The following is a 23268-nucleotide window of genomic DNA, read 5'->3' on the forward strand; positions in this document are numbered from 1 at the left end:
TCAAGAACGTGGTGGTCACGGTTTGTCGCATGAGGGCCCGGCCGGTGGTCAGCGCCTGCGGACGCCGGGCGACACCGCCAGCCGTCCCGCGGCCCAGAACAGCGCGAGGGTGGCGAGGGCCAGGACCGCCACCAGCGTGGCGCCGCCGACCACCTTCTCGTAGTCGCGCTGGTAGAGCCCGTCGATGATGTACCGGCCGAGGCCGCCGAGGCTGACGTACGCGGCGATGGTGGCCGTCGACACGATCTGGATGGCCGCGGAACGCAGCCCGCTCAGGATCAGCGGGAGCGCGACCGGCACTTCGACCTGGAAGAGGATCCGCGACTCGTGCATGCCCATGCCCCGGGCGGCGTCCACCGGGGCGGGGTCGACGGAGCGGACCGCCTCGTAGGTGGTCACCAGGATGGGCGGGATCGCCAGGACGACCAGCGGGATCATCACGGGCAGCAGGCCGAAGCCGATCAGCAGGACGGCGAGCACCAGCAGGCCGAAACTGGGCAGGGCGCGGGCGGCGTTGGCGATGAAGGCCAGCGCGTTCCCGCCGCGTCCGGTGTGTCCGGTGAGCAGGCCGACGGGCAGGCCGATCGCGGCGGCGAGGGCGAGGGCCAGCACGGAGTACTGGACGTGTTCCCAGAAGCGCTGCGGGATGCCGTCGTAGCCCTGCCAGTTCGCGGCGTCGCTGAAGAAGGCGTTGACGAAGTTGAGGACGTTCACCGGACCGCGCCCTCCGGGCTGATCTCTTCCCGCCGTGCCGCGGGCCTCGGGCGGGTGCCGCGCGGCATCCAGGGCGTCACCAGGATCCGCAGCAGGACCAGCAGGGCGTCGCACAGGATCGCCAGGACGGCCATGGTGACCACGGCGTTCACGGCGAGTTCGGGCCGGTCGTACTTCTGCGCGGCCGCGAGCAGGTTACCGAGGGCGCCCTGGTTGCCGATCAGCGCGCCCACGCTGACCAGGGAGATGCTGGAGGCGGTGGCGACCCTGAGTCCGGCGATGATGGCGGGCGCGGCGATCGGCAACTGCACCTGGAGGTAACGGCGTACGGGACCGAAGCCCATGGCGGTGGCGGCGGCCAGGGTCTCGTCCGGCACCGAGCGCACGCCGTCGACGATCGCCGGGACCAGCACCACCAGGCTGTACAGGGCCAGCGGAATCATCACGGTGAGTTCGGTCTGGCCGGTGTAGTCGATGAGGACGACGAAGAACGCCAGCGAGGGGATGGCGTAGAGCACGGTCGTCACGCCGAGCACCGGCGGGTACAGCCAGCGGAAGCGTCCGCACAGCTGCGCGAGCGGCAGGGCGAGGAGCAGCCCGGCGGCCACCGGCAGCAGGGCCTCGCGCATGTGCAGTCCGATCAGGCCGGTCCAGCTGTGCTGAAGGTCGCTGGGGATGTCGAAGAAGCCGCTCATCCCGCGACCTTCTCGCCGTCGGCGCGGCCCGCCGTGTGGGCGGCGCGGATCGCCTCGCCGATGGCCTGCTGGGAGACGACGCCCGTCACCCGGCCGTCGTCGTCCACGGCGACCGCCCAGCCGGTGGGCGAGAGCACGGCGCAGTCGAGGGCGACCCGCAGGGAGTCGGTACCGGGCACGAACGGCCGCCCGTACGGCAGCAGCCGGTCGGCCGGGATGTCGCCGGCGGTCAGCGCGGCGCGCTCGGCCCAGCCGAGCGGGCGGCCGTCGGGACCGGTCACCAGGAGGTACGGGGCTTCGACGGCGGCGATCCGGGCGGCGGGCGCGTCGGCCGGGACCACGGCGTCGGTGGTCAGCTCCAGTCCGGCGGAGGGGAAGAAGGACAGCCGGCGGATGCCGCGGTCGGCGCCGAGGAAGTCCTCCACGAAGCCGTCCGCGGGGCCGGACAGCAGTTCGGCGGGCGGCGCGTACTGGGCGAGCCGGCCGCCCTCGCGCAGTACGGCGACCATGGTGCCGAGTTTGACGGCCTCGTCGATGTCGTGGGTGACGAAGACGATGGTCTTGCCCAGCTCGTCCTGGATCCGCAGGAGTTCGTCCTGCAGTCCCTTGCGGACCACGGGGTCGACGGCGGAGAACGGCTCGTCCATCAGCAGCACCGGCGGGTCCGCGGCGAGCGCCCGCGCCACGCCGACGCGCTGCTGCTGGCCGCCGGAGAGCTGGTACGGGTACCGCTTGGCCAGCGAGGTGTCCAGGCCCACCCGCTCCATCAGCTCCGCCGCCCGCTCCCGGGCCCGCTGCTTGCCCCAGCCGAGCATGCGGGGCACGGTCGCGATGTTGTCGACGATGGTGCGGTGCTGGAAGAGCCCGGCGTTCTGGATGACGTACCCCATGGACCGGCGCAGGGTGGTGACCGGTTGCTTCCGGCTGTCCTCGCCGTCGAGAAGGATCGTTCCCTCGGTGGGTTCGACCATCCGGTTGATCATGCGGAGGGTGGTCGTCTTGCCGCAGCCCGAGGGGCCGACGAGGACGGTGATCGAGCGGTCGGGGATCTCCAGCGACAGCCGGTCGACCGCCACCGTGCCGTCCGGGTACCGCTTCGTGACTGAATCGAACCGTATCAAGACGCCGAATGCCCTTCGGGTGGCGGAAGTTTCTGGCCGGGGTCGCACGCTCTGTCGCCGGTGAGTGTAAACGGCACCACCGACACAGCCCCGGATCCCCGCACCCGGGGCGGCGGCCTCGGGCTAGGCCGCCACCTGCCCAGATCCGGCGAGCGGAAACCCGTCGGTCCGTTGCACCCGGCGGTCCGCGGTCACGGCGAACACCTCGCAGCCGGGGCGTGCGGCGGCCCACGCGATGCCCTCGCGCCCCAGCGCGAAGGCGGCCGTGGCGACCGCGTCGGCCTCGGTCAGGGTCGGGGCGACGACGGTCAGGCTCAGCAGACCGGTGGCGGGCCGGCCGGTGCGTCCGTCGAGGATGTGGTCGCCGCGTTCGTAGCGCGCGGAGGTGGCGACGGCCCGGTCGGTGAGGTGGGCGACCGTGCACAGCCGACCGGCGTGCTCGGGGTGCCGCACGCCCACGCGCCACGGTCCGCCGGCGGTGACCACGTCCCCGCCGGCGTTGAGGCAGAACCGTCGCGCCCCGGCGGCCCGGAGCAGCTCGGCCCCCTTCTGCACCGACCAGCCCTTCACCACGGCGCACGGGTCGAGCCGCCGCCCCGGCAGCCGTACGTCGAAGGCGCCACCGGTCGCGGCCCGGTACCGCTCGCACAGCGCGAGGACCTCGGTCAGCCCGGGGCTCAGCCGGCCGGGGTCCAGTTCGCCCCGGTCGAGCCGGCGGACCTCGCTGTCCTCGCGGAACGGGCTGAACCGGGCGTCGACCTCGCGCAGCCAGGCGAAGAGCCGGTCGGTCACGGTGGCGTCGAACCCCTCGTCGTCGATGCGCAGGGACACCGGGAACCCCATGAGGTGCTCGACGCGCCGCATGTCAGGAGCCCTGCGCGTCGAGGGCTGCCTGCAACGACTCCCGGTAGCCGTCACTGGTGACGGTGGCGCCGGACACCGTGTCGATGTCGGCGCTCTGTGCCTCGAGCGTCTCCTCGATCAGGACCGGCACGGCGGCCGTGGTCTGCGGGTGGTCCGGCTGCTGGAGCATCCGCACGGTGGTGATGCGGTCGCCGTCGAGGGTGACCTCGACCCGTACGGGGCCCTTCTCGGTGTCGACGGCGGGGCCCGCGACGACCCGGACGGTGCTGCCCGGTGCGGTGGACACCGTGGGGGCGGGAGCGGGATCGGCGGCCGCCTGCGTCGGGGTCGCGGGGGTGTAGCGCCAGAGCGGGACCAGTCCCGCGACGGTCAGGACCAGGACGGGCAGGGCTCGTTTCACGGGGGTTCTCCTCATGCTCCGTGTGTGCGTCATGCTCCGTGTGTGCGTCATGCTCCGTGTGCGCGTCATCCGGCCAGGCTGAAGCGCTCGTGGTGGATCTGCCGCCGCGGTACGCCGAGTTCGCGCAGACCGCGCAGGACCGCGGTGGTCATGCCGGGCGGGCCGCAGACGTAGACGTCCCGTTCGGTGAGGTCCGGCACGAGCCGGGACAGCTCCCCGGGGGCGAGCCGGTCGGGGACGGGCGGGCCGGTGACGAGGTGCAGTGCGGCGCCCTTGGCGAGGGCCAGTTCGCGCAGTTCGTCGTGCAGCACCGCGTCGGTCGCGGTGTTCACCCGGTAGAGGACGACGGCGTGGCCGTGCAGCTCCTCCAGGAGGGCGCGGATCGGGGTGACGCCGACCCCGCCGGCGATGAGCAGTGCGTCGGGGCGGGTGCGGTGCAGGGCGGTGAAGGCGCCGTAGGGGCCCTCGGCGAAGACCCGGGTGCCGGGCCGCAGATGGCGCAGGGCCGCGCTGCCGTCGCCGGCCGCTTTCACGGTGAGCCGCAGGGTGCGCCCGTCGGGTGCGGCGGACAGGGAGAACGGGTTGGCCTGCCACCAGCGGTCCCTGGTCAGGAACCGCCACAGGAAGAACTGGCCGGCGCGCGCCGGCAGCCGGTGCAGATCGCGGCCGGTGATGTGGACGGACACCACGGTGTCGCTCTCCGGGACGACGGCCGTGACCCGCAGCCGGTGGCGCAGGTTGCGCCACAGCGGCAGGACCACCCGGCCGGCGAGGACGGCGGTGAGAGCGGCACCCCACAGGCCCCACCAGTAGGCGGTGGCGGCGGCGGAGGCGGTGAAGGTGGAGCCGGCGGCGACCTGGTGGGTGAAGGCCAGCACCACGGCGACATAGGTGTAGAGGTGGATGAAGTGCCAGGTCTCGTAGGCGAGACGGCGCCGGGCCCGGCGGGCCGAGACCGCGCCGACGACGAGGATCAGCGCCAGCGCGACGACCGCGCGCAGCACGCCCTCGACCGTCTCGGCGAGGTCGACGAGCTGATCGAGCGGGTCCATCGAGGACATTCCGGCGTAGCCGAAGGTGAGGAAGACCGCGTGGCCGAGCAGCGTCCACAGCAGCCCGAAGCCGACCCGGCGGTGCCACAGGGTCAGCCGGTCCATGCCGATCCTGCGGTCCAGCCAGGGCAGGCGGGCCACGAGCAGCAGCTGGAAGGCCATCAGCAGGGCAGCGTACAGGCCGGTGAGGCGGCCCAGCAGGACGAGGGCGTTGGCGCCGAACCCCGCCTGCACGAAGAAGACGGCCACCACGGCCGCGTTCGCGGCGAGCAGTCCGTACAGGCCGATGCGTCCCACCGTCTTGGGGTGCCGCCTCACCGTGGGGGGTGCGGGAGGCGATTGGACAGCTGTCACGCCGGAAACTCCTTGATCGGGTCCTGGGACACCGAGCCTGGTCGCAGACGCTGTCGATCCGCTGTCGGCCGACTTTCAGGTTTTTGTCGATCGGGACGCGGAGGTGCACCGCCCTCCGGTTCCGGGGGCGGGTGCCGCAGTATGGGCGGGTGGAAAAAGTACGACTCCTCGTCGTGGACGACGACCCGCCGATAGCCGACCTGGTGGCGACGGTCGCCCGGTACGAGGGCTGGGACGCGGTCACCGCCAACTCCGGTGAGGAGGCGCTGCGCCGTGCCGGCGAGTTCCGCCCGGACATCGTGGTGCTCGACCTGATGCTGCCGGACGTCGACGGTTTCGGTGTCCTGGACCGGCTGCGGCGTTCCGGGACGATGGTGCCGGTGGTGTTCCTCACCGCCCGGGACGGCGTCGCGGACCGGGTGGCGGGGCTGACCCGGGGCGGGGACGACTACCTGGTCAAGCCGTTCGCCGTGGAGGAGCTGATGGCGCGGCTGCGGACGGTGCTGCGGCGCAGCGCGGGGCCGGGTTTCCAGCGGTCGGTGCTGCGGGTGGCGGACCTGACGATGGACGAGGACACCCGTGAGGTGCGGCGCGGGGAGCGGCTGCTGTCGCTGACGCCGACCGAGTACGAGGTGCTGCGCTATCTGATGCGCCGGTCGCCGACCGTGCTGACCAAGGCGCAGATCCTGGACCACGTGTGGGAGTACGGCTTCGGGGGCCGCTCCAACGTGGTGGAGCTGGTGGTCAGCCGGCTGCGGCGGAAGCTGGACGACACCGGCCCGCCGTTGATCCGGACCGTGCGGGGCTTCGGGTACGTGATACGGCAGGCCGCCGAGTGACCGCGTTCGTGCGGCGGCTGCGGGACACCTACCGGCGGATGCGGCTGGGCACCCGGCTGACGCTGGGCCTCGGGGTGCTGTCGCTCGCGGTGTTCGCGGTCGTCGGCACGGCCCTGACCACGTACATGCACGACTATCTGGAGCGGCAGCTGGGCGACCAGCTGAAGCTGATCCAGACCGTCCAGGCCAAGGACGCGGCGGCGCACGGCACGGTCAGGCGGAAGCCGTACTACGGCTGGTACACCGCCGTGTACGACGTCTCCGACGACGCGGTCACGCTGCGCAGGCCCGCCGACGTGCCCGACGACACCCGGGCGCTGGCCGACCTCGCGCGGGCGATGGCGCACTCCGACACCGAGCTGACGCGCACCGCGCGGATCGACGGCGAGGGCACCTACCGGCTGCGGGGCTGCGAGGTCGAACCCGGGGTGGTGCTGGTGAGCGCCGCTCCGGTGAAGGACGTCCAGCAGACCGTCGAGCAGTTGATCACGGTGCAGGTCGTGGTGTTCGCCCTCGCGCTGCTCGCCCTGGTGGTGTCCGGGCGGCGGATGCTGCGGCGCGGGCTGAAGCCGCTGAGCGACATGGCGCACACGGCGCACGGCATCGCCTCGCACGACCTGAGCGAGTCGGCGTCCCGGCTGCCGCTGCGCGCGGACGGGCGGGACGGCGGCCTGGAGGTGGCGGAGCTGCGCACCGCGTTCAACACCATGCTGGAGCACATCGACGACTCCCTCGCGGTCCGCGCGGAGGCGGAGCTGCGGCTGCGCCGGTTCGTCGCGGACGCCTCGCACGAACTGCGCACCCCGCTGATGTCGGTGCGCGGCTACGCCGACCTGTTCCAGTACGCCGCCGCCAACGAACCCGCCGAACGCGAACGGCATCTGGCCCGGCTGCGGGCGGAGGCCGCCCGGATGGGCGTGCTCCTCGACGACCTGCTGCTGCTCGCCCGGCTGGACGCGGCGGAGGTGGAGGCACCGCTGCGGACGGCGGACACGGATCTGACGGAACTGGTCCAGCAGGCGGCCGACGCGTTCCGGGCGGGACATCCGGGACATCCGCTGACGGTGACGGCCGGGGCGGGTCCGCTGACGCTGCGGCTGGATCCGCAGCGCATCCGGCAGGTGCTGGACAACCTGCTCACCAACGCCGCCGTGCACACCCCGGCCGGGACCCCGGTGTCGGTGGAGGTGTCCGTGGACGGTGACGCGGCGCTGGTGCGGGTGTCCGACGCGGGCCCCGGGGTGCCGGCGGAGGACCGGGAGCGGGTGTTCGACCGGTTCTACCGGGTCGACAAGGCCCGCAGCCGGGACCGGGGCGGCAGCGGGCTGGGCCTCGCGGTCGCCCGGTCGCTGGCGCGGGCCCACGGCGGCGGGATCGAACTGCGCAGTGAGCCGGGAGCGACGGTGTTCACCGTACGGCTGCCCCGGTACAACGGCCGCTGACACCCCCGCCGTCCCCGCGGGCAGTCGTGCCTCCCCCAGTCCCTCAAGGGCCTGCGAGGTGCCCCCAGCGGCACGGGTGGGCGCGACGGCACCCCGTGAGCGCCGCCCCGTCCCGCGCGCACCTCGCACACAGGGCACACCGTCGAGGTGAACCGACGGCGGCGGGCGGGTCTTACGGACCCGTGACGTGGTGGCTGCCGGTCCCGCTTCCGGGCGGTGCGCGGGCCTAGCGTGGGCGTATGCGTGTACTGGTCACCGGCGGTGCCGGATTCATCGGGTCCCATGTCGTCGAGGCGCTGCGGGAACGCGGGCACGAGCCCGTCGTGTTCGACGTCCGCACCGATCCGACGGCGGACGTGCGCTCCTCCGGCGCGGTGCGGGAGGCCCTGTCGGGCGTGGACGCGGTCTGCCACCAGGCGGCGATGGTCGGTCTCGGCACCGGGTTCACCGACGCGCCGGAGTACGTCTCCCGCAACGACCTGGGTACGGCGGTGCTGCTGGCCGCGATGGCGGAGGCGGGCGTGGGGCGGCTGGTGCTGGCCGGTTCGATGGTGGTGTACGGCGAGGGCCGGTACGCCTGTGCCCGGCACGGTGTGGTGCGGCCGGGGCCGCGGTCCGTGGCCGACCTCGCGGCCGGGCGCTTCGAACCCGCCTGTCCGGTGTGCGGGGCGGACCTCGAACCCGGTCTGGTCGACGAGGACGCCCCGGCGGACCCGCGCAACGTGTACGCCACGACCAAGCTGGCCCAGGAGCACCTGGCCGCCGCCTGGGCACGGTCGACGGGCGGTTCGGCGGTGTCGCTGCGCTACCACAACGTCTACGGCCCCGGCATGCCCCGCGACACCCCGTACGCGGGCGTCGCCTCCTTCTTCCGCTCGGCGCTGGCCCGCGGCGAGGCCCCGCGCGTCTTCGAGGACGGCGGCCAGCGCCGGGACTTCGTCCATGTACGGGACGTGGCGACGGCGAACGTCGCCGCGCTGACGGCGGAGCCGGCCGCCGGGACGCTCACCGCGTACAACACGGGCAGCGGTACGCCCCACACGGTGGGCGAGATGGCCCGCGCGCTGGCCCGGGCGTACGGCGGCCCGGACCCGGTGGTCACCGGCGAGTACCGGCTGGGCGACGTCCGCCACATCACGGCCGACTCCTCACGCCTGCGCGCCGCACTGGGCTGGAAGCCGGAGATCGCCTTCGAGGAGGGCATGCGCGAGTTCGCGTCGTCGGGGCTGCGGGGCGACTGAGCACACCTCCCGGCGGCCTCAGGCGCCGGACGGGCGGAGTATCCAGCCCGTCCGGCAGAATCCAGCCCCTCCGGGGGAGTTCGAGGAGCGGGGGTCCCGGGGCGGGGCGGGCGTGTCGTCAGCCGTCCGTCGCCGGGAGGGTCACCTCGAAGCGGCAGCCGCCGGTGACGTTGCGGACCGTGGTGCTGCCCCGGTGGGCCTCGACGATGCCGCGGACGATGGCGAGGCCGAGGCCCGCGCCGGCCGGCGGGGTGCGGGCGTGGGTGCCGCGCCAGCCGGTGTCGAAGACACGGGGCAGGTCCTCCTCGGGAATGCCCCCGCAGCCGTCGGTCACGGACAGCACCACGCTCTCGGCCGAACGCCGGGCGGCGACGGCGACCGTGCCGTCGGACGGTGTCCTGCGGATCGCGTTGACCAGCAGGTTGCCCAGGACGCGGCTCATCTCCCGCCCGTCCACCTCCACCGGCACCGGTTCGACCCGGTCGCCGACGAGCCGTACGCCGTGTTCGCGGGCGAGTGGGTCCGCGCCCGCGAGGGCGTCGCCGACCAGGTCGTACAGGGAGATGCGGGACGGCGAGAGGGTCAGCGTGCCCGCGTGGATGCGGGAGAGCTCGAAGAGGTCGCCGACCATGTCGTTGAGGCGTTCCACCTCGGTGCGGATCTGCCGGAGGTAGCGGTCGGGTTCGGCGGCGACGCCGTCCTCCAGGGCCTCGGCCATCGCACGCAGTCCGGCGAGCGGGGTGCGCAGGTCGTGGGAGATCCACGCGACGAGTTCCCGCCGCGAGGACTCCAGGGCCCGCTCGCGGTCGCGTGACTCGGCGAGCTTGGCGCTGGTGGCCTCAAGCTCCCGGCTGAGTGCGGCCAGTTCGGCGGTCGCCGGGCCGTCGGGCGCGGCGAAGTCGCCTCCGTCGCCGAAGGAGCGGGCGGCGAGCGCCAGGTCCCGGCTGCGGGCGACGACCCAGCGGCCCAGCAGCAGCGCGGTGACCGTGGAGACCACGGCGGCCATGGCGACGACCGTCGTGACCACGCTCAGGTCGTGCGCGGAGAGGAACATGGCCTGGGCGACGGCCAGGGTGCCGGCGAGCATCGCCGTCACCGCGACCCCGGCGACCACCGCGAGATGCGCCGTCAGCGACCACCGCCGGATCAGCAGCAGCACGCACGCGCCGAGCAGGCCGGCCGCGGCGGCGCCGACGAAGGCGAACAGGGCGATGAGGACCGTGTCGCGCATGCTCACTCCTCCCCGGCGCCGGCGGGGTCGAAGCGGTAGCCCACGCCCCACACGGTCTGGACGATCCGGGGCCGCGCGGGATCGTCCTCGATCTTGCCGCGCAGCCGCCGCACATGGACGGTCACCGTCGACAGGTCACCGAAGTCCCAGCCCCACACCTCCCGCATCAGCTCCTCCCGCGCGTACGCCCGCCCGGGGTTGCGCAGGAAGAAGGCGAGGAGGTCGAACTCCCGGATGGTGAGGGAGAGTTCCGCGCCGTTCTTGGTGGCCCGGCGCGCGGCGGGGTCGACGGCGAGCCCGGCCGCCCGCAGCAGACCGGACCCGACGGCCGGGGCGGGGCGGGTGCGGCGCAGCACGGACTCGACGCGCAGGACGAGTTCGCGCGGGCTGAACGGCTTGGTGACGTAGTCGTCGGCGCCCACCTCCAGGCCGAGGATGCGGTCGTCCTCGTCGCCCCGCGCGGTGAGCATGATCACCGGCACGGGACCGTGACCGCGCATCCGCCGGCACACCTCAAGACCGTCCATTCCGGGCAGCATGAGGTCGAGGACGACGAGGTCGGGCCAGTGCGCCGCCGCGCGGGCGAGCGCGTCGGGGCCGTCACCGGCCCGGTCGACGACGTATCCGGCGCGGTCGAGGTAGCCCGTGACGATCTCGGCGACGGTGGGGTCGTCGTCGACGACGAGGACCCGGGCTCCGGCCTCGGCGTGGGGTGGTCGCTGTTCCATGCGGCCAGCCTCGCACCACGCGCGCGCGAGCGGTGCGGGCCGGTCGCCGACGTCCGTGTTTCGTAAGGAGCCGATGCCCGGTATGCCCGTCTTGTCTTCGTAGGGTGAGAGCCGTGACCACCTCCTCCCCCGCCCCGGAACCGCGACCGGTGTCCGTGGACGTCGTCCTCCCGTGTCTCGACGAGGCCGCGGCGCTGCCGTGGGTGCTGGAGCGCATCCCGCCCGGCTGGCGCGCCCTCGTCGTGGACAACGGCTCCACGGACGGCTCGGACCGCATCGCCCGCGAACTCGGCGCGACCGTCGTGCACGAGGAACGGCGCGGTTTCGGCGCCGCCTGCCACGCCGGGCTGACCGCCGCCACGGCCGACATCGTCTGCTTCTGCGACTGCGACGCCTCGTTGGATCCCGCCGATCTGCTGCCCTTCGTCCACGAGATCCGTTCCGGGGCCGCCGACCTGGTGCTGGGCCGGCGCCGACCCCGCGCGCGCGGCGCCTGGCCGGTCCACGCCCGCGCCGGCAACCTCGCCCTGTCCCGGCTGCTGCGGCGCCGTACCGGACTGCGGCTGCGCGACCTCGGTCCGCTGCGGGCGGCCCGGCGCGAGGAGCTGCTCGCCCTGGACCTGACCGACCGGCGCAGCGGCTATCCGCTCCAGATGGTGGTGCGCGCCGCCGACGCGGGCTGGCGCGTCGCCGAGCACGACGTTCCGTACGCACCGCGCACCGGCGCCTCCAAGGTGACCGGCACCTGGCGCGGCACGTATCAGGCGGTACGGGACATGAGCCGGGTACTGCACGAGCCGCCGGTGCGCGAGGAGGTGGCCCGGTGACGACGCCGACGCCGCCCGTGACGCTGCTCGTCATCGCCAAGGAGCCCCGCCCGGGCCGGGTGAAGACCCGGCTGACCCCGCCGTTCACCCCCGAGGAGGCGGCGGGGCTCGCCGAGGCCTCGCTCGCGGACACGCTGGACGTGGTGGCACGCACTCCCGCGCGGCGCCGGGTGCTGGTGCTGGACGGGGCGCCGGGACCCTGGCTGCCGGCCGGCATCGAGGTCGTACCGCAGTGCGCGGGCGGCCTCGACGAACGGCTGGCCGCCGCGTTCGGCGGGTGCGACGGGCCCGCCCTCCTCATCGGCATGGACACCCCCCAGGTGACACCGGACCTGCTCACCGTGGACTTCACGGACTGCGACGCCTGCTTCGGTCCCGCCGAGGACGGCGGCTTCTGGGCGCTGGGCCTGGCCGAACCCGACCCGGAACTGCTGCGTGGCGTGCCCATGTCGACGCCGGACACGGGCGCGGCACAACGCCGGCGGCTCGCGCATCTGCGGGTGCGGGAACTCCCACTGCTGCGGGACGTGGACACCGCCGAGGACGCGGCCGCGGTGGCGGATGCGGCACCGGACGGACGGTTCGCCGCGCGACTGGCCCGGCTCACGGCGGCCCGCCGGTGAGCGGCGTGCGTGCGGCGGCACGCACGGGACGTCAGCGCACGGCCCCCACCGCCGAACGCGCCTGGTCGGCCGACCCCTACGCCGACGCCCTGCACGCCGGCCGGGGGCCGCTGTTCCTGCGCCGCGCCGACGGATGGCTGCTGCCCCTGGACGTGGAGCGCTGGTGCGCGGAGGCCGACGCGGCCGACCTGGAGGTGCTGCGGCGCTGCGAGGGCACGGTGCTGGACGTGGGCTGCGGACCCGGGCGGCTGGTCGCGGCGCTGGGCGCGCGGGGGCACCGCGCGCTCGGCATCGACGTCAGCGAGGCCGCGGTCGCGCACACCGTCGGGCGGGGCGGTCAGGCGCTCCTGCGCTCCGTCTTCGACCCCCTGCCCGGCACCGGCCGCTGGGGCACCGCGCTGCTCGTCGACGGCAACATCGGCATCGGCGGCGACCCGGCCGCCCTGCTCCGCCGGCTCGCCCAACTGCTCGCACCGGGCGGCCTGCTCATCGCCGAGACGTCCCCCCACCCGGACGTCGACGAACGCACCCTGGTCCAGATCACCGGCGCGAACGGCACCCCGGGCGCCCCTTTCCCGTGGGCCCGCTTGGGCACCCCGGCCCTCCTGAAGCACGCGAGAACAACGGGCTGGCACCCCACCGACGACTGGTCAACCCCCGAACGCGCCTTCGTGTCCCTGCGCCGGGGGTAACCCCGCGGTCCCTGGGGGCGCAGCCCCCAGGGGCGGGAAGGGAAGGGGCGGCGGGGGCGACAACACAGCGCCGCCACCCCACACCGCCCCGACCGTCAAGCCGCCGCACGCCCCCTCCACACACGCCAGGCGAACACCACCGCCGACCCCCCGAACAGCACCGCCGTGATCACCAGCCACCGTCCCAGAAAGCCGTCCGCCGACTGCCCCGTCACCCCCGCGTACCGCTCCGCCACCCGCCCACTGATCAGCGGGAACCACACCAGCAGCAACAACCCGGACAACACGCAGGGCACCCGCACGTAGTTCACCCACGCCCCGTGCCGCTGCCCCGCTCCCTTCACCAGCACCCGGTCGACCCCCGCGTACAGCGGCAGCAGCACCAGGTCGTGGATCACCGCCGCCCCCGCGAACCACAGCACGATCAGCACCCAGTCCCCGTCGAGCAGCCGCACCCCCGCATACGCGCAGAGGGCGAACGAGCAGAGCAGCACGCACAGCTGGAACGGGCTGCCGAGCACGGAACGAGGGTCCTTCCACACGCCGGCCCGCCTCACCATCGGCCTCCTCACCTCACACCTCACCGAAGGTCAGCCGCTCGACCCACTTGGTGTTGAGCACACCGGGGGCGGCGGGCACGATGATCCGGGCCGGATACCCGTGATCCAGGGTCAGCTCCTCGCCGTTCACGAACAGGGCCAGCAGGGAGCGCGGGTCCTCCACCTGGTTCGCGCGCAGCGCGGCACGGCGGAAAGGTCCGCGGCGCTGCAGCGACTCCACGAGCACGTCGACCGCTTCGTCATGGCCGACGAGCGCCGCGAGGTCCCGCAGCCGCACACCCCGCCACCACTGGTCGGAGGTGGACCAGCCCTCCACGCAGGCGATGGGCAGGTCGGCGCTGTGCAGCGGCAGACCGAGCAGGTCGGCCCTGCTGAGCCGTACCGTGCCGGAGCGTCCGGTGACGGTCAGCCGCCACGCCTCCTCGCTCGTCTCGCCGGCGCGGACCCCGACGTACGCGGCGGTCTTGTTGATCTGGAAGCCCGCCGGTCCGCCGCCGGGTTCGGGTCCGCCGTGCGGGGTGAGGACGGCGGTCTCGCGCAGCGGTCCGTCGAAGCTGCGCCCGGCCGAGGTGGCGAAGAGGAGCAGCGAGGCACCGCCGACCAGCCCGAACGCGCCCCGCCGCGAGACGGTCGGCCGGTCGGGCCGCGGAGCGGCCAGCTCATCGGGTTCGTCACCCTGCTTCCCGCCCTGCTCCCCACCCCCCTCCCGCATGGCCCGCAGATTGCGGAACGCCACCGGTGCCTTCAGCACCACATGGGCGAGGAACGCGCCGACGAACACCCAGGCGCCGTAGAAGTGCAGGGGGTAGAAGGAGCCGGGGAAGACGTAGTCGAGCTGGACGTTGAGGATGCCCGTGACGAACTCGAACAGCGCCCCGCCGACGAGCAGCAGCAGTGAGATCCGCTCCAGCGCGTGCGTGAGCGAGCGGGCCGGCGGCAGGGTGAAGAGCCTGGGCACCACCGACCACAGTTTGGCCAGCAGCACCGGAACGAGCGCGAGGCCCAGCGTGACGTGAACGCCCTGGGTGAGCCGGTACAGCCACGGCGGGTCGGTGGGCCAGGAGAAGAGGTAGAAGCCGAGCAGCCCCTTGCCCGGGGTCATGTCGTTCACCCGTGCCAGATCCGGGTTGTACGCCGCGTACGACAGCAGTCCCGTCACGAACAGGATCGTGATGCCGGCGAGGAGAACCACCCCGAGGACCGAGGTGAACCGGATGCCGCGCAGCGGGCTGCGCCAGAAGTCCGGCGCGAACGGGCCGCGCGCGGCGGGGATGCGGAGGAAAGAGCGAGCCATGTGCCGACGGTAGATCCGCACCACCCCCCGAGAGGGTCAGGAAGGCATGACGAAACGCTGACATCCGCCCTCGTCAGCCGGTCGCGCCCGCTCCCCCGGCCTAGCGTGACGGCGTGAACCGCGATCTCCCCCGTACCCTCCCGCCCGTCCGTACGACCCCGCGCGGCGGACTCGGCCGCGATCTGACCGCCGTCGGCGCGGCCGCCCTGCTCGTCCTGGCCGCCGCGGTGATCGGGACGCACATCCAGAACCGTTACGGCACGCTGCGGGTGGCCTGGCCGCCGCTGGTGGGCGACTGGATGCCGCACACCGGTCCGGGCACCCCGGCCGCGCTGCTCGTCGCCGCCGCCGTCGTGGCGTACGGCCCCGCCCTGGCCGTCCGGCTGTCCTGGCGGCCCCTGCTGCTGGCCGCCTGGGGGGTGTCGCTGGCGTGGACCTGGTCGCTGGCCCTCGTCGACGGCTGGTCCCGGGGTGTCGCCGAGCGGCTGACCACCCGGCACGAATATCTGCGGGTCGTCGACCGTTTCGGTGACATCCCCGCCGCACTGCGGGATTTCAACGGCCACATCCTGATCGGCACCCCGGACAACTGGCCCGCTCATGTCGCCGGGCATCCGCCGGGCGCCACCCTCACCTTCGTCCTGCTGGACCGGATCGGTCTGGGCGGCGGCGGATGGGCCGGGGCCTTCGTCATCACCGTCGGCACCACGGCGGCGGCCGCGATCCTGATCGCGGTGCGCCGGCTCGCCGACGAGTCGCTCGCCCGCCGCGCCGCGCCCTTCCTGGTACTGGCCCCGGGCGCGGTGTGGGTGGGCGCCTCCGCCGACGGCTACTTCACGGCCGTCACCGCCTGGGCGGTCGCCCTGCTGGCCCTCGCCGTCACCGGTCACCGGCCGGCCTGGACCGGCTTCGGCTCCGGGCTGCTGTTCGGCGTGACGATGTATCTGTCGTACGGGCTCACCCTGTTCGCGGTGACCGCCGCGGCGGTGCTGCTGCTGGGCGCGCGGCGGCCGCGGCCCCTGGCGTACGCGGTGGCCGGGTTCCTGGTCGTGCCGGCCGTGTTCACGGCCCTGGGATTCGACTGGTGGGAGGCGTACCGGCTGCTGGTCACCCGCTACTACCAGGGGGCGGGCGGGGTGCGGCCGTACGGCTACTGGGTCTGGGCGAATCTGGCCTGCACGGTGCTGGTGGTCGGCCCGGCGACGGTGGCGGGGCTGCGCCGGGCGGGCGCGGTGTGGGCCGGGTCCAGGACCCCGCTCCCCCGCTCCCCGGCTCCCCGTCTGGCCCTGCTCGTGTTTTCCGCGCTCCTGGCGCTGCTGATCGCCGACCTGTCCGGGATGAGCAAGGCGGAGACGGAACGCATCTGGCTGCCGTTCGCGTTCTGGCTGCTGCCCGCCTGCGCGCTGCTGCCCGGCCCACGCGGGTGGCTGGCCGGGCAGGCCGCTCTGGCCCTGCTCCTCAATCACCTGGTCCTGACGTGGTGGTGAACCCCCTGGTCCCGACGGAGGTGAGGAGCGGGCCGCGGATCAGCTCTCGGCGGCGGGCTGCAGCCGCAGCGAGATGCTGTTGATGCAGTACCGCTGGTCCGTGGGCGTCGGATATCCCTCACCCTCGAACACGTGCCCGAGGTGCGACCCGCAGCGGGCGCATCGCACCTCGGTCCGCACCATGCCGTGCGACCGGTCCTCGACCAGCTCCACGGCGTCGCTGTCCCTCGGGTCGTAGAAGGAGGGCCAGCCGCAGTGGGACGCGAACTTGGTGTCCGAGGTGAACAGCTCGGCGCCGCACGCGCGACAGGAGTAGACGCCCTCGGTCCTGGTGTCGGTGTACTCACCGGTGAAGGCCGGTTCCGTGGCCGCCTCGCGCAGAACCGCGTACTCGGACGGCGAGAGTTCCGCGCGCCACTGCTCGTCCGGCTTCTCGACGTCGTACGGCATGAGCTTCCAGCCCCTTACTTCGACAGACGGTCCAGGATCCGCGGGCCGAGGTCGGTGACGTCGCCCGCTCCCATGGTGAGAACGAGATCACCGGGCTTCGCCATTCCCGCCACCACGTCGGGGATCTCCGCCTTGTCGTGGACGGCCGTCACGTCCGCGCCGGCCGCCCGGGCGGCCTCGATGATCAGCTCGCTGGTGACGCCGGGGATCGGGTCCTCGCGGGCCGGGTAGATGTCCAGCACCACCGAGGCGTCGGCCAGGGCCAGCGACCGGCCCATCTCCTTGCCCAGCTCCCGGGTGCGGGAGAACAGATGGGGCTGGAAGACGACGAGGATGCGGGCGTCACCGGCGGCGGAGCGCATCGCCTCCAGGTCGGCGGTCATCTCGGTCGGATGGTGCGCGTAGGAGTCGACGACCTGGACGCCCGCGGCCTCCCCCTTGAGCTGGAGGCGCCGCTTCACACCGGTGTACGCGGCCAGTGCGGGGGCCAGCTCGGCGGCCGGGATGCCCAGTGCGGCGCCCGCGGCGAGCGCGGCCACGGCGTTGTGCGCGTAGTGCCGTCCGGGGACGGACACGGTGAAGGTGAGCGGGGCGCCGTCCAGCTCGACGGTGACCTCGCTCTTCAGCCCCTGCGGCACGACCGACAGCACCCGTACGTCGGCGTCCTCCGCCTCGCCGTACGTCACCGTCCGCACCGAGCCGTCCAGCCGCCGGGTCAGCTCGCGGGCGCCCTCGTGGTCCGCGGAGATCACCAGGGTGCCGCCGGGCACGATCCGGCCGACGAACGTCTCGAAGGACTCGTGGATCTCCTCCATCGACGCGTAGTTCGCGTGGTGGTCCAGTTCCACGTTGAGGATGATCGCCACCTCGGGCGCGTACATGTGGAAGCTGCGGTCCGACTCGTCCGCCTCGGCGACGAAGATCTCGCCCGCGCCGTGCAGCGCGTTGGAGCCGGGGGCGTCCAGGTCGCCGCCGATCGCGTACGACGGCTCCCGGCCCAGCTCGGTGAGGGAGACGGCCAGCATGGAGGTGGTGGTGGTCTTGCCGTGGGTGCCGGCCACCGCGATCGGCCGCAGGCCGTCCATCAGGGCGGCGAGGGCGTCGGAGCGGTGCACCACCGGGATGCCCAGCTCCGCCGCGCGGAGCAGTTCGGGGTTGTCCTCGCGGATCGCCGAGGAGACGACCACACAGCTGGCGTCGTCGGCCAGGTGCCCGGCGGCGTGGCCGATGTGCACGGTGGCGCCGTGGGCGCGCAGGGCGTCGGCGGTCGGGGAGTCCTTGGCGTCGCTGCCGGCCACCTTGGCGCCGCGCTGGGCGAGGATCTTGGCGATGCCCGACATCCCGGCGCCGCCGATGCCGATGAAGTGCGGTCGGTCCATGGCGGTAGGAAGGCCGGGTGCCATGCGTGTTCTCCCAGTGGTGCGACGAGCGGGACGGCGGTCTTCGCGCCCGCGCCGGAGAGCCCGGGAGAGCGCCGCCCCAGCCTATGCCTTGCTGTGGGAGAAGAGTTTCAGCACCGGCACCCCCACCTTGTGCCGGGCCCGGGACGCCCAGTCCCGGTGGAAGAACTCCTCCACGTAGTGCGGGTCGGTCAGGACGATCACCTCGTCCGCGCCGACCTCTTCCACCATCGCCTTCAGCGCGTCCAGGGGATGGTCCTCGATGAGCCGGCCGTCCGCCGTGTCACCGGTGGCGCGCAGCGCCTGCAGGGACACCTCGAGGGCGCGTTCGCCCATGCTCTGGGCCTCTTCGCCCTCGGGCGTCTCTCCCTCGCGGACGGCCTCGTCGATCTCACCGAGCGCGACGTCGTCGATGGCTCTCAGCAGCCGGTCGGCCTGTTCGCCGCGCGGCTGGAGCAGCACGTGGAAGGAGACCGGCTCGTCGCCGTGCAAGGTCGTGACGAACTCCACGTCGGCGGACGTCAAGGCCTTCTCGATCATCAGTACGCTTGTGAACACCAGGCGCCCCTTCTCCTCGGAGGACCCGCGGGTCCTCTCCGCTCCGAGGGCCGAGCCAGGCCCCGCGGAAACCATCCTGCCCCGTGTTCGCACGGGTACTGCCGGAATCAGTCTTGCCGCTTCCCGCGCGGAGCGGCCGTATCCGTTCCGCCGATCGCCGGACCGGCGGCACCTCGAACAGGCGCTCGCCCCCCTCCCGGACCTCAGGCCCGCTGGTACCGCGTGAACAGGAAACCGTCTTCCTCCAACATCGACTTCAGCGTGAAACGCCGCGGAAGTGTCACGGACGGTCCACCGGCAATGCGCTGAGCGTCACCCGCGGCGAGCATCGGGGAGAGGGTGAGACAGAGCTCGTCCAGCACCCCGGCCGCCACCGTCTGGCCCAGCAGCCGCGGCCCGCCCTCGGTCAGCAGCCGGGTGTGTCCGAGGTCCGCGAGGGCCCGCACCGCCCGCGCGGGGTCCACCGCCGCCCCCTCCCCGGCGACGACCACCCGGGCGCCGGCCTTCTCGGCGGCGGCGACCCGGTCCGGGGCGGCACCGGCGCCGGTCAGGAGCAGCGTGGGCAGCAGGGGGGAGGTGAACAGCGGCAGCGAGAAGTCCAGGTCCAGGCTCGCCGTCACCACGGCGATCACGGGCGCCGGTCCCTGCCCGGCCGCCTCCCGGGCCGCGGCGAACTCGGCACGCGCGCGTGCCGGACGGTAGCCCTCCTGCCGTACGGTCTGCGCGCCGACGACCACGACGTCCGCGAGGGCCCGCAGCACACCGAAGATCCGCATGTCGGCGGGGCAGGAGATGGGCTGCGAGCGGCCGTCGTGCTGGGCGGCGCCGTCGAGGGTGGAGACCATGTTCCCGCGCAGCCACGGCTCCCGGCCGCCGGGCCCCGGCCCGGGGTAGGCGTACGCGGCGGCCACCTCGGCGAGCGTCCACTCACGGCCGTCCACCCCGCCGGGAGCTGCTGTTTCATCGGTCACGTCGGGCACGGGGAACAGGCGTCGCATGTCACGCAGTCTTCCACGACCCGTACCATGAGGGACCGTGTCGTCCTCCACCGCCGCCTCCCGTCCCGGTCCGACAGCCGACGTGGCTCCGCTGTCCCTCTGCGCCCGCGAGCCGCACGTCCCCGCGGACCGGCTCGTCGCCGAGATGGTGCCGCCGCCGCGGTTCGACGCCGTACGCTTCGACACCTACATCCCCGACCCGGACCAGCCGAGCCAGACCGAGGCCGTACGCGTCCTGGAGGGCTTCGCGGCAGGTCTGAACGGGGCGCCGGCCGGCGACTCGGGCCGGCGCAGGCTGTTCGGCTTCGGCAAGGCGCCGAGGAGGACCCCGGCCGGGCCGCGCGGCGTCTACCTCGACGGCGGCTACGGCGTCGGCAAGACGCACCTGCTGGCCTCCCTGTGGCACGCCACCCCGGCCGAACCCGCCCTCAAGGCGTTCGGCACCTTCGTGGAGCTGACGAACCTGGTGGGCGCGCTCGGCTTCCAGCAGACCGTGCGGACCCTCTCCGGGCACCGTCTGCTGTGCATCGACGAGTTCGAGCTGGACGACCCGGGTGACACCGTGCTGGTCTCCACCCTGCTCGGCAAGCTGGTCGAGGCGGGCGTGGCGCTCGCCGCCACCTCGAACACACTGCCGGGCAAGCTGGGCGAGGGCCGGTTCGCGGCGGCGGACTTCCTGCGCGAGATCCAGGGCCTGTCCGCCCACTTCCGCGCCCTGCGGATCGACGGCGAGGACTACCGCCACCGCGGCCTCCCGGAGGCGCCGCCGCCGTACTCCGACGAGACGGTGACCAGGACCGCGCACGCCACCGAGGGGGCCTCGCTCGACGCCTTCCCCGACCTGCTGGACCACCTGGCCAAGGTCCACCCCAGCCGCTACGACGCCCTGACCGACGGCCTCAGCGCGGTGTGCCTCACCGAGGTGCGCCCGGTGCCGGACCAGTCGACCGCCCTGCGGCTCGTCGTCCTCGCGGACCGGCTCTACGACCGCGAGGTGCCCGTACTCGCCTCGGGCCTGCCGTTCGACCAGCTCTTCAGCGAGGAGATGCTGAAGGGCGGCTACCGCAAGAAGTACTTCCGCGCCATCTCCCGCCTCACGGCCCTGGCCCGGGACGCGAGCGCCCTCACCTAGAGGCACGGCGAACCGCGCACACCCAGCGGCGCGGGCAACCGCGACACCCAGGGGCGCGGGGAACTGCGCAACGGGGTCCGGGGCGGAGCCCCGGGGACGGGAAGGGAAGGGGCGGCGGGGGCGAACAAACCCCACCTGGCCCCGCCCGCACCACCGGGCATATGGTTGCAAAGGCAGACAAACTCACCGCAAGAAGACCTCTGAACGGGAGGTCGTCATGGTCGAGGAACTCCTCACCGCCGCCGTCGGCGTCGGCGTCGCGGGCGCCGCCTACCTCCTCGCCGCCGCCCGGGTCGTCAAGCAGTACGAACGCGGCGTCGTCTTCCGCCTCGGCCGCCTCCGCGGCGACCCCCGGCACCCCGGCTTCACCCTGATCGTCCCCGTCGTGGACCGCCTGCACAAGATCAACCTCCAGATCGTCACCATGCCGGTCCCGGCCCAGGAGGGCATCACCCGCGACAACGTCACGGTCCGCGTCGACGCGGTCGTCTACTTCAAGGTCGTCGACGCCGCCGCGGCCCTGGTCAACGTCGAGGACTACCGCTTCGCCGTCTCCCAGATGGCCCAGACCTCCCTGCGCTCCATCATCGGCAAGAGCGACCTGGACGACCTGCTGTCCAACCGCGAGAAACTCAACCAGGGCCTGGAACTGATGATCGACAGCCCCGCCATCGGCTGGGGCGTGCAGATCGACCGCGTGGAGATCAAGGACGTCTCCCTGCCCGACACGATGAAGCGGTCCATGGCCCGCCAGGCCGAGGCCGACCGCGAGCGCCGGGCCCGCGTCATCAACGCCGACGCCGAGCTGCAGGCGTCCAAGAAGCTCGCCGAGGCGGCGCAGCAGATGGCCGAGACCCCCTCCGCGCTCCAGCTGCGCCTGCTGCAGACCATCGTCGCGGTCGCCGCCGAGAAGAACTCCACCCTCGTCCTGCCCTTCCCGGTGGAGCTCCTGCGCTTCCTGGAACGCGCCCACCAGACGCCCGGGAACCTGCCGGTGGACGCCGACGGGACGACGCCGGGCGCTCCCGCGCCCCCTCCCCCGACCCCTCCGGCGCCGTGACACGTGCTACGCGCGTGGTTCCCGTGACACGCACCAGGTGATAGACACGGCGGGGTCACAGTTCCTGTCCGCCAGCAGGAAGGTTTCCCCATGTCAGAAACCGGGTCCACCACCGGCTCCCCAGCGACACGGCGTCAGATGCTCGCGCGTTCCGGCGCCGTGGGCATCGGCATCGCCTTCACCGGCGCCCTCTCCGAACTCTTCACCGGCACCGCCGCCGCCCAGAACCTCGGCCACTGCGGCTACGGCCCCCTCGTCCCCGACCCCGACGGACTGCTCGACCTGCCGAGGGGCTTCCGCTACAAGGTGCTCTCCCGCGAGGGCGATCAGCTCCGCTCCGGCGAGGGCCCGGTCCCCTCCAACCACGACGGCATGGCGGCGTTCGCCGGCCGCCACGGCCGTGTCCACCTGGTCCGCAACCACGAGAACCGGGCCAACGGCAGAGCCCCGGTCCCGGTGGTCGAGGGCCTGACCTACGACCCGGAGGGCAAGGGCGGCTGCACGGCGCTGACCCTGGACCACCGCGGCCGGGTGCTGTCGGAACGGGTCGCGATCGCCGGTACGGCCGTCAACTGCGCGGGCGGTCCGACCCCTTGGGACACCTGGCTGACCTGCGAGGAGACCGAGGACAAGGCCGGTACCAGCGGCTATACCAAGGACCACGGCTTCATCTTCGAGGTCGACGGCGCCGACCCGCGGCGCACGGGCGCCGTGCCGCTGACCGCGATGGGCCGCTTCCAGCACGAGGCCGTCGCCGTGGACCCCAAGCGCGGCGTGGTCTACGAGACCGAGGACGCCTTCGAACGGCCCTTCGGCCTCTTCTACCGCTTCCTGCCGAAGAAGCCCCTGGGCGGCACCGGATCGCTGCGCGCGGGCGGCCGGCTCCAGGCGATGCGGGTGCCGGGCGTGCCCGACCTGTCCTCGATCCAGGAGATCGGAGCCCGTTTCGACGGCATCGAGTGGGTCGACGTACCGGACCCGCTGGCCGTCGGGACGCCCATCCGTCACCAGGACTTCGGTCCGAAGGGCATCACCCACGCGCAGAAGCTGGAGGGCTGCTACTGGGGCGGGCGCTCGGTCTACTTCGTGTCGTCGTTCGCCCGCAGCGCCGAGGGTTCGGCCGGGGACCACTACGGCCAGATCTGGCGGTACGACCCGGACCGGCGCCGGCTGACCCTGGTGATCGCCTTCGGCCCGGACACCGACATCCAGCTGCCCGGCGAGTCACCGGACAACATCTGCCTGGCGCCCAGCGGCGGCCTGATGGTGTGCGAGGACGGCGGCGGCGCCCAGCACGTCTACGGCGTCACCCGGCACGGCGAGGTCTACGCGATGGCCCGCAACCGCCAGAACACGGGCACGCCCGAGGACCCGGAGTGGGGCGAGTTCGCCGGTGTCGCCTTCTCCCCGGACGGCCGCACGATGTACGTCAACTGCTACGACCCCGGCACGACGTTCGCCGTGACGGGTCCCTGGCGCAGGTAGCCGGGCGACGGCGACCGGGAC

Annotated in this window: 24 protein-coding genes; 10 read left to right on the plus strand and 14 right to left on the minus strand. The window is 73.3% G+C overall.

Annotated elements, in window-relative coordinates; translation table 11 throughout:
• Positions 1-48 precede the first annotated feature (48 nt).
• From ACZ44S_RS06100 to ACZ44S_RS06125, 6 genes are all read right to left on the minus strand, one after another.
• A complete protein-coding gene (locus ACZ44S_RS06100) occupies positions 49-714 on the minus strand; it encodes an ABC transporter permease (protein ID WP_466924977.1) in 666 nt (221 codons plus the stop codon).
• The gene (locus ACZ44S_RS06105) at positions 711-1409 is read right to left on the minus strand and encodes an ABC transporter permease (RefSeq protein ID WP_190165917.1); all 699 of its coding nucleotides are present in this window, start codon (positions 1407-1409) and stop codon (positions 711-713) included. The genes ACZ44S_RS06100 and ACZ44S_RS06105 overlap by 4 nt, the downstream gene beginning before the upstream one ends.
• Positions 1406-2530, minus strand: coding sequence for an ABC transporter ATP-binding protein (locus ACZ44S_RS06110; RefSeq protein ID WP_466924980.1), 1125 nt, complete (start codon positions 2528-2530; stop codon positions 1406-1408). The genes ACZ44S_RS06105 and ACZ44S_RS06110 overlap by 4 nt, the downstream gene beginning before the upstream one ends.
• Before the next feature lie 123 nt (positions 2531-2653).
• Complete coding sequence (locus tag ACZ44S_RS06115) at positions 2654-3394, minus strand: FAD:protein FMN transferase (RefSeq protein ID WP_466924983.1); 741 nt, start codon at positions 3392-3394, stop codon at positions 2654-2656.
• Position 3395: 1 nt separating this feature from the next.
• Positions 3396-3794, minus strand: a complete 399-nt coding sequence (locus tag ACZ44S_RS06120; RefSeq protein ID WP_466924986.1) for an FMN-binding protein — start codon at positions 3792-3794, stop codon at positions 3396-3398.
• A gap of 65 nt (positions 3795-3859) precedes the next feature.
• Positions 3860-5200 carry a ferredoxin reductase family protein gene (locus ACZ44S_RS06125; protein WP_466924988.1) on the minus strand — a complete coding sequence of 447 codons (1341 nt, stop codon included), beginning with the start codon at positions 5198-5200 and terminating at the stop codon, positions 3860-3862.
• 149 nt (positions 5201-5349) lie between these two features.
• Between ACZ44S_RS06125 and ACZ44S_RS06130 the strand changes: the two genes are divergently transcribed.
• The 3 genes from ACZ44S_RS06130 to ACZ44S_RS06140 all read left to right on the plus strand — a co-directional run bounded on the left by ACZ44S_RS06130 (position 5350) and on the right by ACZ44S_RS06140 (position 8722).
• Positions 5350-6039 (plus strand): response regulator transcription factor, encoded by a 690-nt coding sequence (locus tag ACZ44S_RS06130; protein ID WP_466924990.1) that lies wholly within the window; start codon positions 5350-5352, stop codon positions 6037-6039.
• A 38-nt stretch (positions 6040-6077) separates the two neighbouring features.
• The gene (locus ACZ44S_RS06135) at positions 6078-7481 is read left to right on the plus strand and encodes a sensor histidine kinase (RefSeq protein ID WP_466925198.1); all 1404 of its coding nucleotides are present in this window, start codon (positions 6078-6080) and stop codon (positions 7479-7481) included.
• A 239-nt stretch (positions 7482-7720) separates the two neighbouring features.
• Positions 7721-8722 (plus strand): NAD-dependent epimerase/dehydratase family protein, encoded by a 1002-nt coding sequence (locus tag ACZ44S_RS06140; protein WP_466924993.1) that lies wholly within the window; start codon positions 7721-7723, stop codon positions 8720-8722.
• Positions 8723-8840: 118 nt separating this feature from the next.
• Here ACZ44S_RS06140 and ACZ44S_RS06145 read toward each other — a convergent pair whose 3' ends face one another.
• On the minus strand, positions 8841-9953 hold the full coding sequence (locus ACZ44S_RS06145) for a sensor histidine kinase (protein ID WP_466924996.1): 1113 nt from the start codon (positions 9951-9953) through the stop codon (positions 8841-8843).
• 2 nt (positions 9954-9955) lie between these two features.
• Complete coding sequence (locus tag ACZ44S_RS06150) at positions 9956-10681, minus strand: response regulator transcription factor (RefSeq protein WP_466924998.1); 726 nt, start codon at positions 10679-10681, stop codon at positions 9956-9958.
• Between the two features lie 104 nt (positions 10682-10785).
• Between ACZ44S_RS06150 and ACZ44S_RS06155 the strand changes: the two genes are divergently transcribed.
• From ACZ44S_RS06155 to ACZ44S_RS06165, 3 genes are read left to right on the plus strand one after another with little or no spacing between them, the layout of a single operon-like run.
• Complete coding sequence (locus ACZ44S_RS06155) at positions 10786-11508, plus strand: glycosyltransferase family 2 protein (RefSeq protein WP_466925000.1); 723 nt, start codon at positions 10786-10788, stop codon at positions 11506-11508.
• Positions 11505-12131, plus strand: coding sequence for a TIGR04282 family arsenosugar biosynthesis glycosyltransferase (locus tag ACZ44S_RS06160; protein ID WP_466925003.1), 627 nt, complete (start codon positions 11505-11507; stop codon positions 12129-12131). Before ACZ44S_RS06155 ends, ACZ44S_RS06160 begins: the two co-directional genes overlap by 4 nt.
• Entirely contained in the window at positions 12128-12823 is a 696-nt protein-coding gene (locus tag ACZ44S_RS06165) for a class I SAM-dependent methyltransferase (RefSeq protein WP_466925006.1), read from the plus strand. The genes ACZ44S_RS06160 and ACZ44S_RS06165 overlap by 4 nt, the downstream gene beginning before the upstream one ends.
• Positions 12824-12918: 95 nt before the next feature.
• Here ACZ44S_RS06165 and ACZ44S_RS06170 read toward each other — a convergent pair whose 3' ends face one another.
• Together ACZ44S_RS06170 and ACZ44S_RS06175 are read right to left on the minus strand one after the other, a co-directional pair.
• Positions 12919-13383, minus strand: coding sequence for a hypothetical protein (locus ACZ44S_RS06170; RefSeq protein ID WP_466925009.1), 465 nt, complete (start codon positions 13381-13383; stop codon positions 12919-12921).
• Between the two features lie 13 nt (positions 13384-13396).
• Positions 13397-14677, minus strand: coding sequence for a molybdopterin-dependent oxidoreductase (locus ACZ44S_RS06175; protein ID WP_466925012.1), 1281 nt, complete (start codon positions 14675-14677; stop codon positions 13397-13399).
• Between the two features lie 113 nt (positions 14678-14790).
• Between ACZ44S_RS06175 and ACZ44S_RS06180 the strand changes: the two genes are divergently transcribed.
• The gene (locus tag ACZ44S_RS06180; RefSeq protein WP_466925015.1) at positions 14791-16164 is read left to right on the plus strand and encodes a hypothetical protein; all 1374 of its coding nucleotides are present in this window, start codon (positions 14791-14793) and stop codon (positions 16162-16164) included.
• Between the two features lie 39 nt (positions 16165-16203).
• Here ACZ44S_RS06180 and msrB read toward each other — a convergent pair whose 3' ends face one another.
• The 4 genes from msrB to ACZ44S_RS06200 form a co-directional block, all read right to left on the minus strand.
• Positions 16204-16614 carry a peptide-methionine (R)-S-oxide reductase MsrB gene (msrB, locus tag ACZ44S_RS06185; RefSeq protein WP_466925017.1) on the minus strand — a complete coding sequence of 137 codons (411 nt, stop codon included), beginning with the start codon at positions 16612-16614 and terminating at the stop codon, positions 16204-16206.
• Positions 16615-16628: 14 nt separating this feature from the next.
• A complete protein-coding gene (murC, locus tag ACZ44S_RS06190) occupies positions 16629-18017 on the minus strand; it encodes a UDP-N-acetylmuramate--L-alanine ligase (protein WP_466925020.1) in 1389 nt (462 codons plus the stop codon).
• Positions 18018-18098: 81 nt separating this feature from the next.
• Positions 18099-18572, minus strand: a complete 474-nt coding sequence (locus tag ACZ44S_RS06195; RefSeq protein WP_190165930.1) for an indole-3-glycerol phosphate synthase — start codon at positions 18570-18572, stop codon at positions 18099-18101.
• 203 nt (positions 18573-18775) lie between these two features.
• Positions 18776-19570, minus strand: a complete 795-nt coding sequence (locus tag ACZ44S_RS06200; protein ID WP_466925023.1) for a pyrimidine reductase family protein — start codon at positions 19568-19570, stop codon at positions 18776-18778.
• Positions 19571-19607: 37 nt separating this feature from the next.
• Between ACZ44S_RS06200 and zapE the strand changes: the two genes are divergently transcribed.
• From zapE to ACZ44S_RS06215, 3 genes are all read left to right on the plus strand, one after another.
• Positions 19608-20702: a cell division protein ZapE gene (gene zapE / locus ACZ44S_RS06205; RefSeq protein ID WP_466925026.1), complete on the plus strand. Its 1095-nt coding sequence runs from the start codon at positions 19608-19610 to the stop codon at positions 20700-20702.
• Positions 20703-20919: 217 nt separating this feature from the next.
• Complete coding sequence (locus ACZ44S_RS06210; protein WP_466925029.1) at positions 20920-21762, plus strand: slipin family protein; 843 nt, start codon at positions 20920-20922, stop codon at positions 21760-21762.
• Between the two features lie 90 nt (positions 21763-21852).
• Complete coding sequence (locus ACZ44S_RS06215) at positions 21853-23247, plus strand: PhoX family protein (protein ID WP_466925031.1); 1395 nt, start codon at positions 21853-21855, stop codon at positions 23245-23247.
• Positions 23248-23268 lie beyond the last annotated feature (21 nt).

It is taken from the genome of Streptomyces malachitofuscus, from assembly GCF_055571035.1.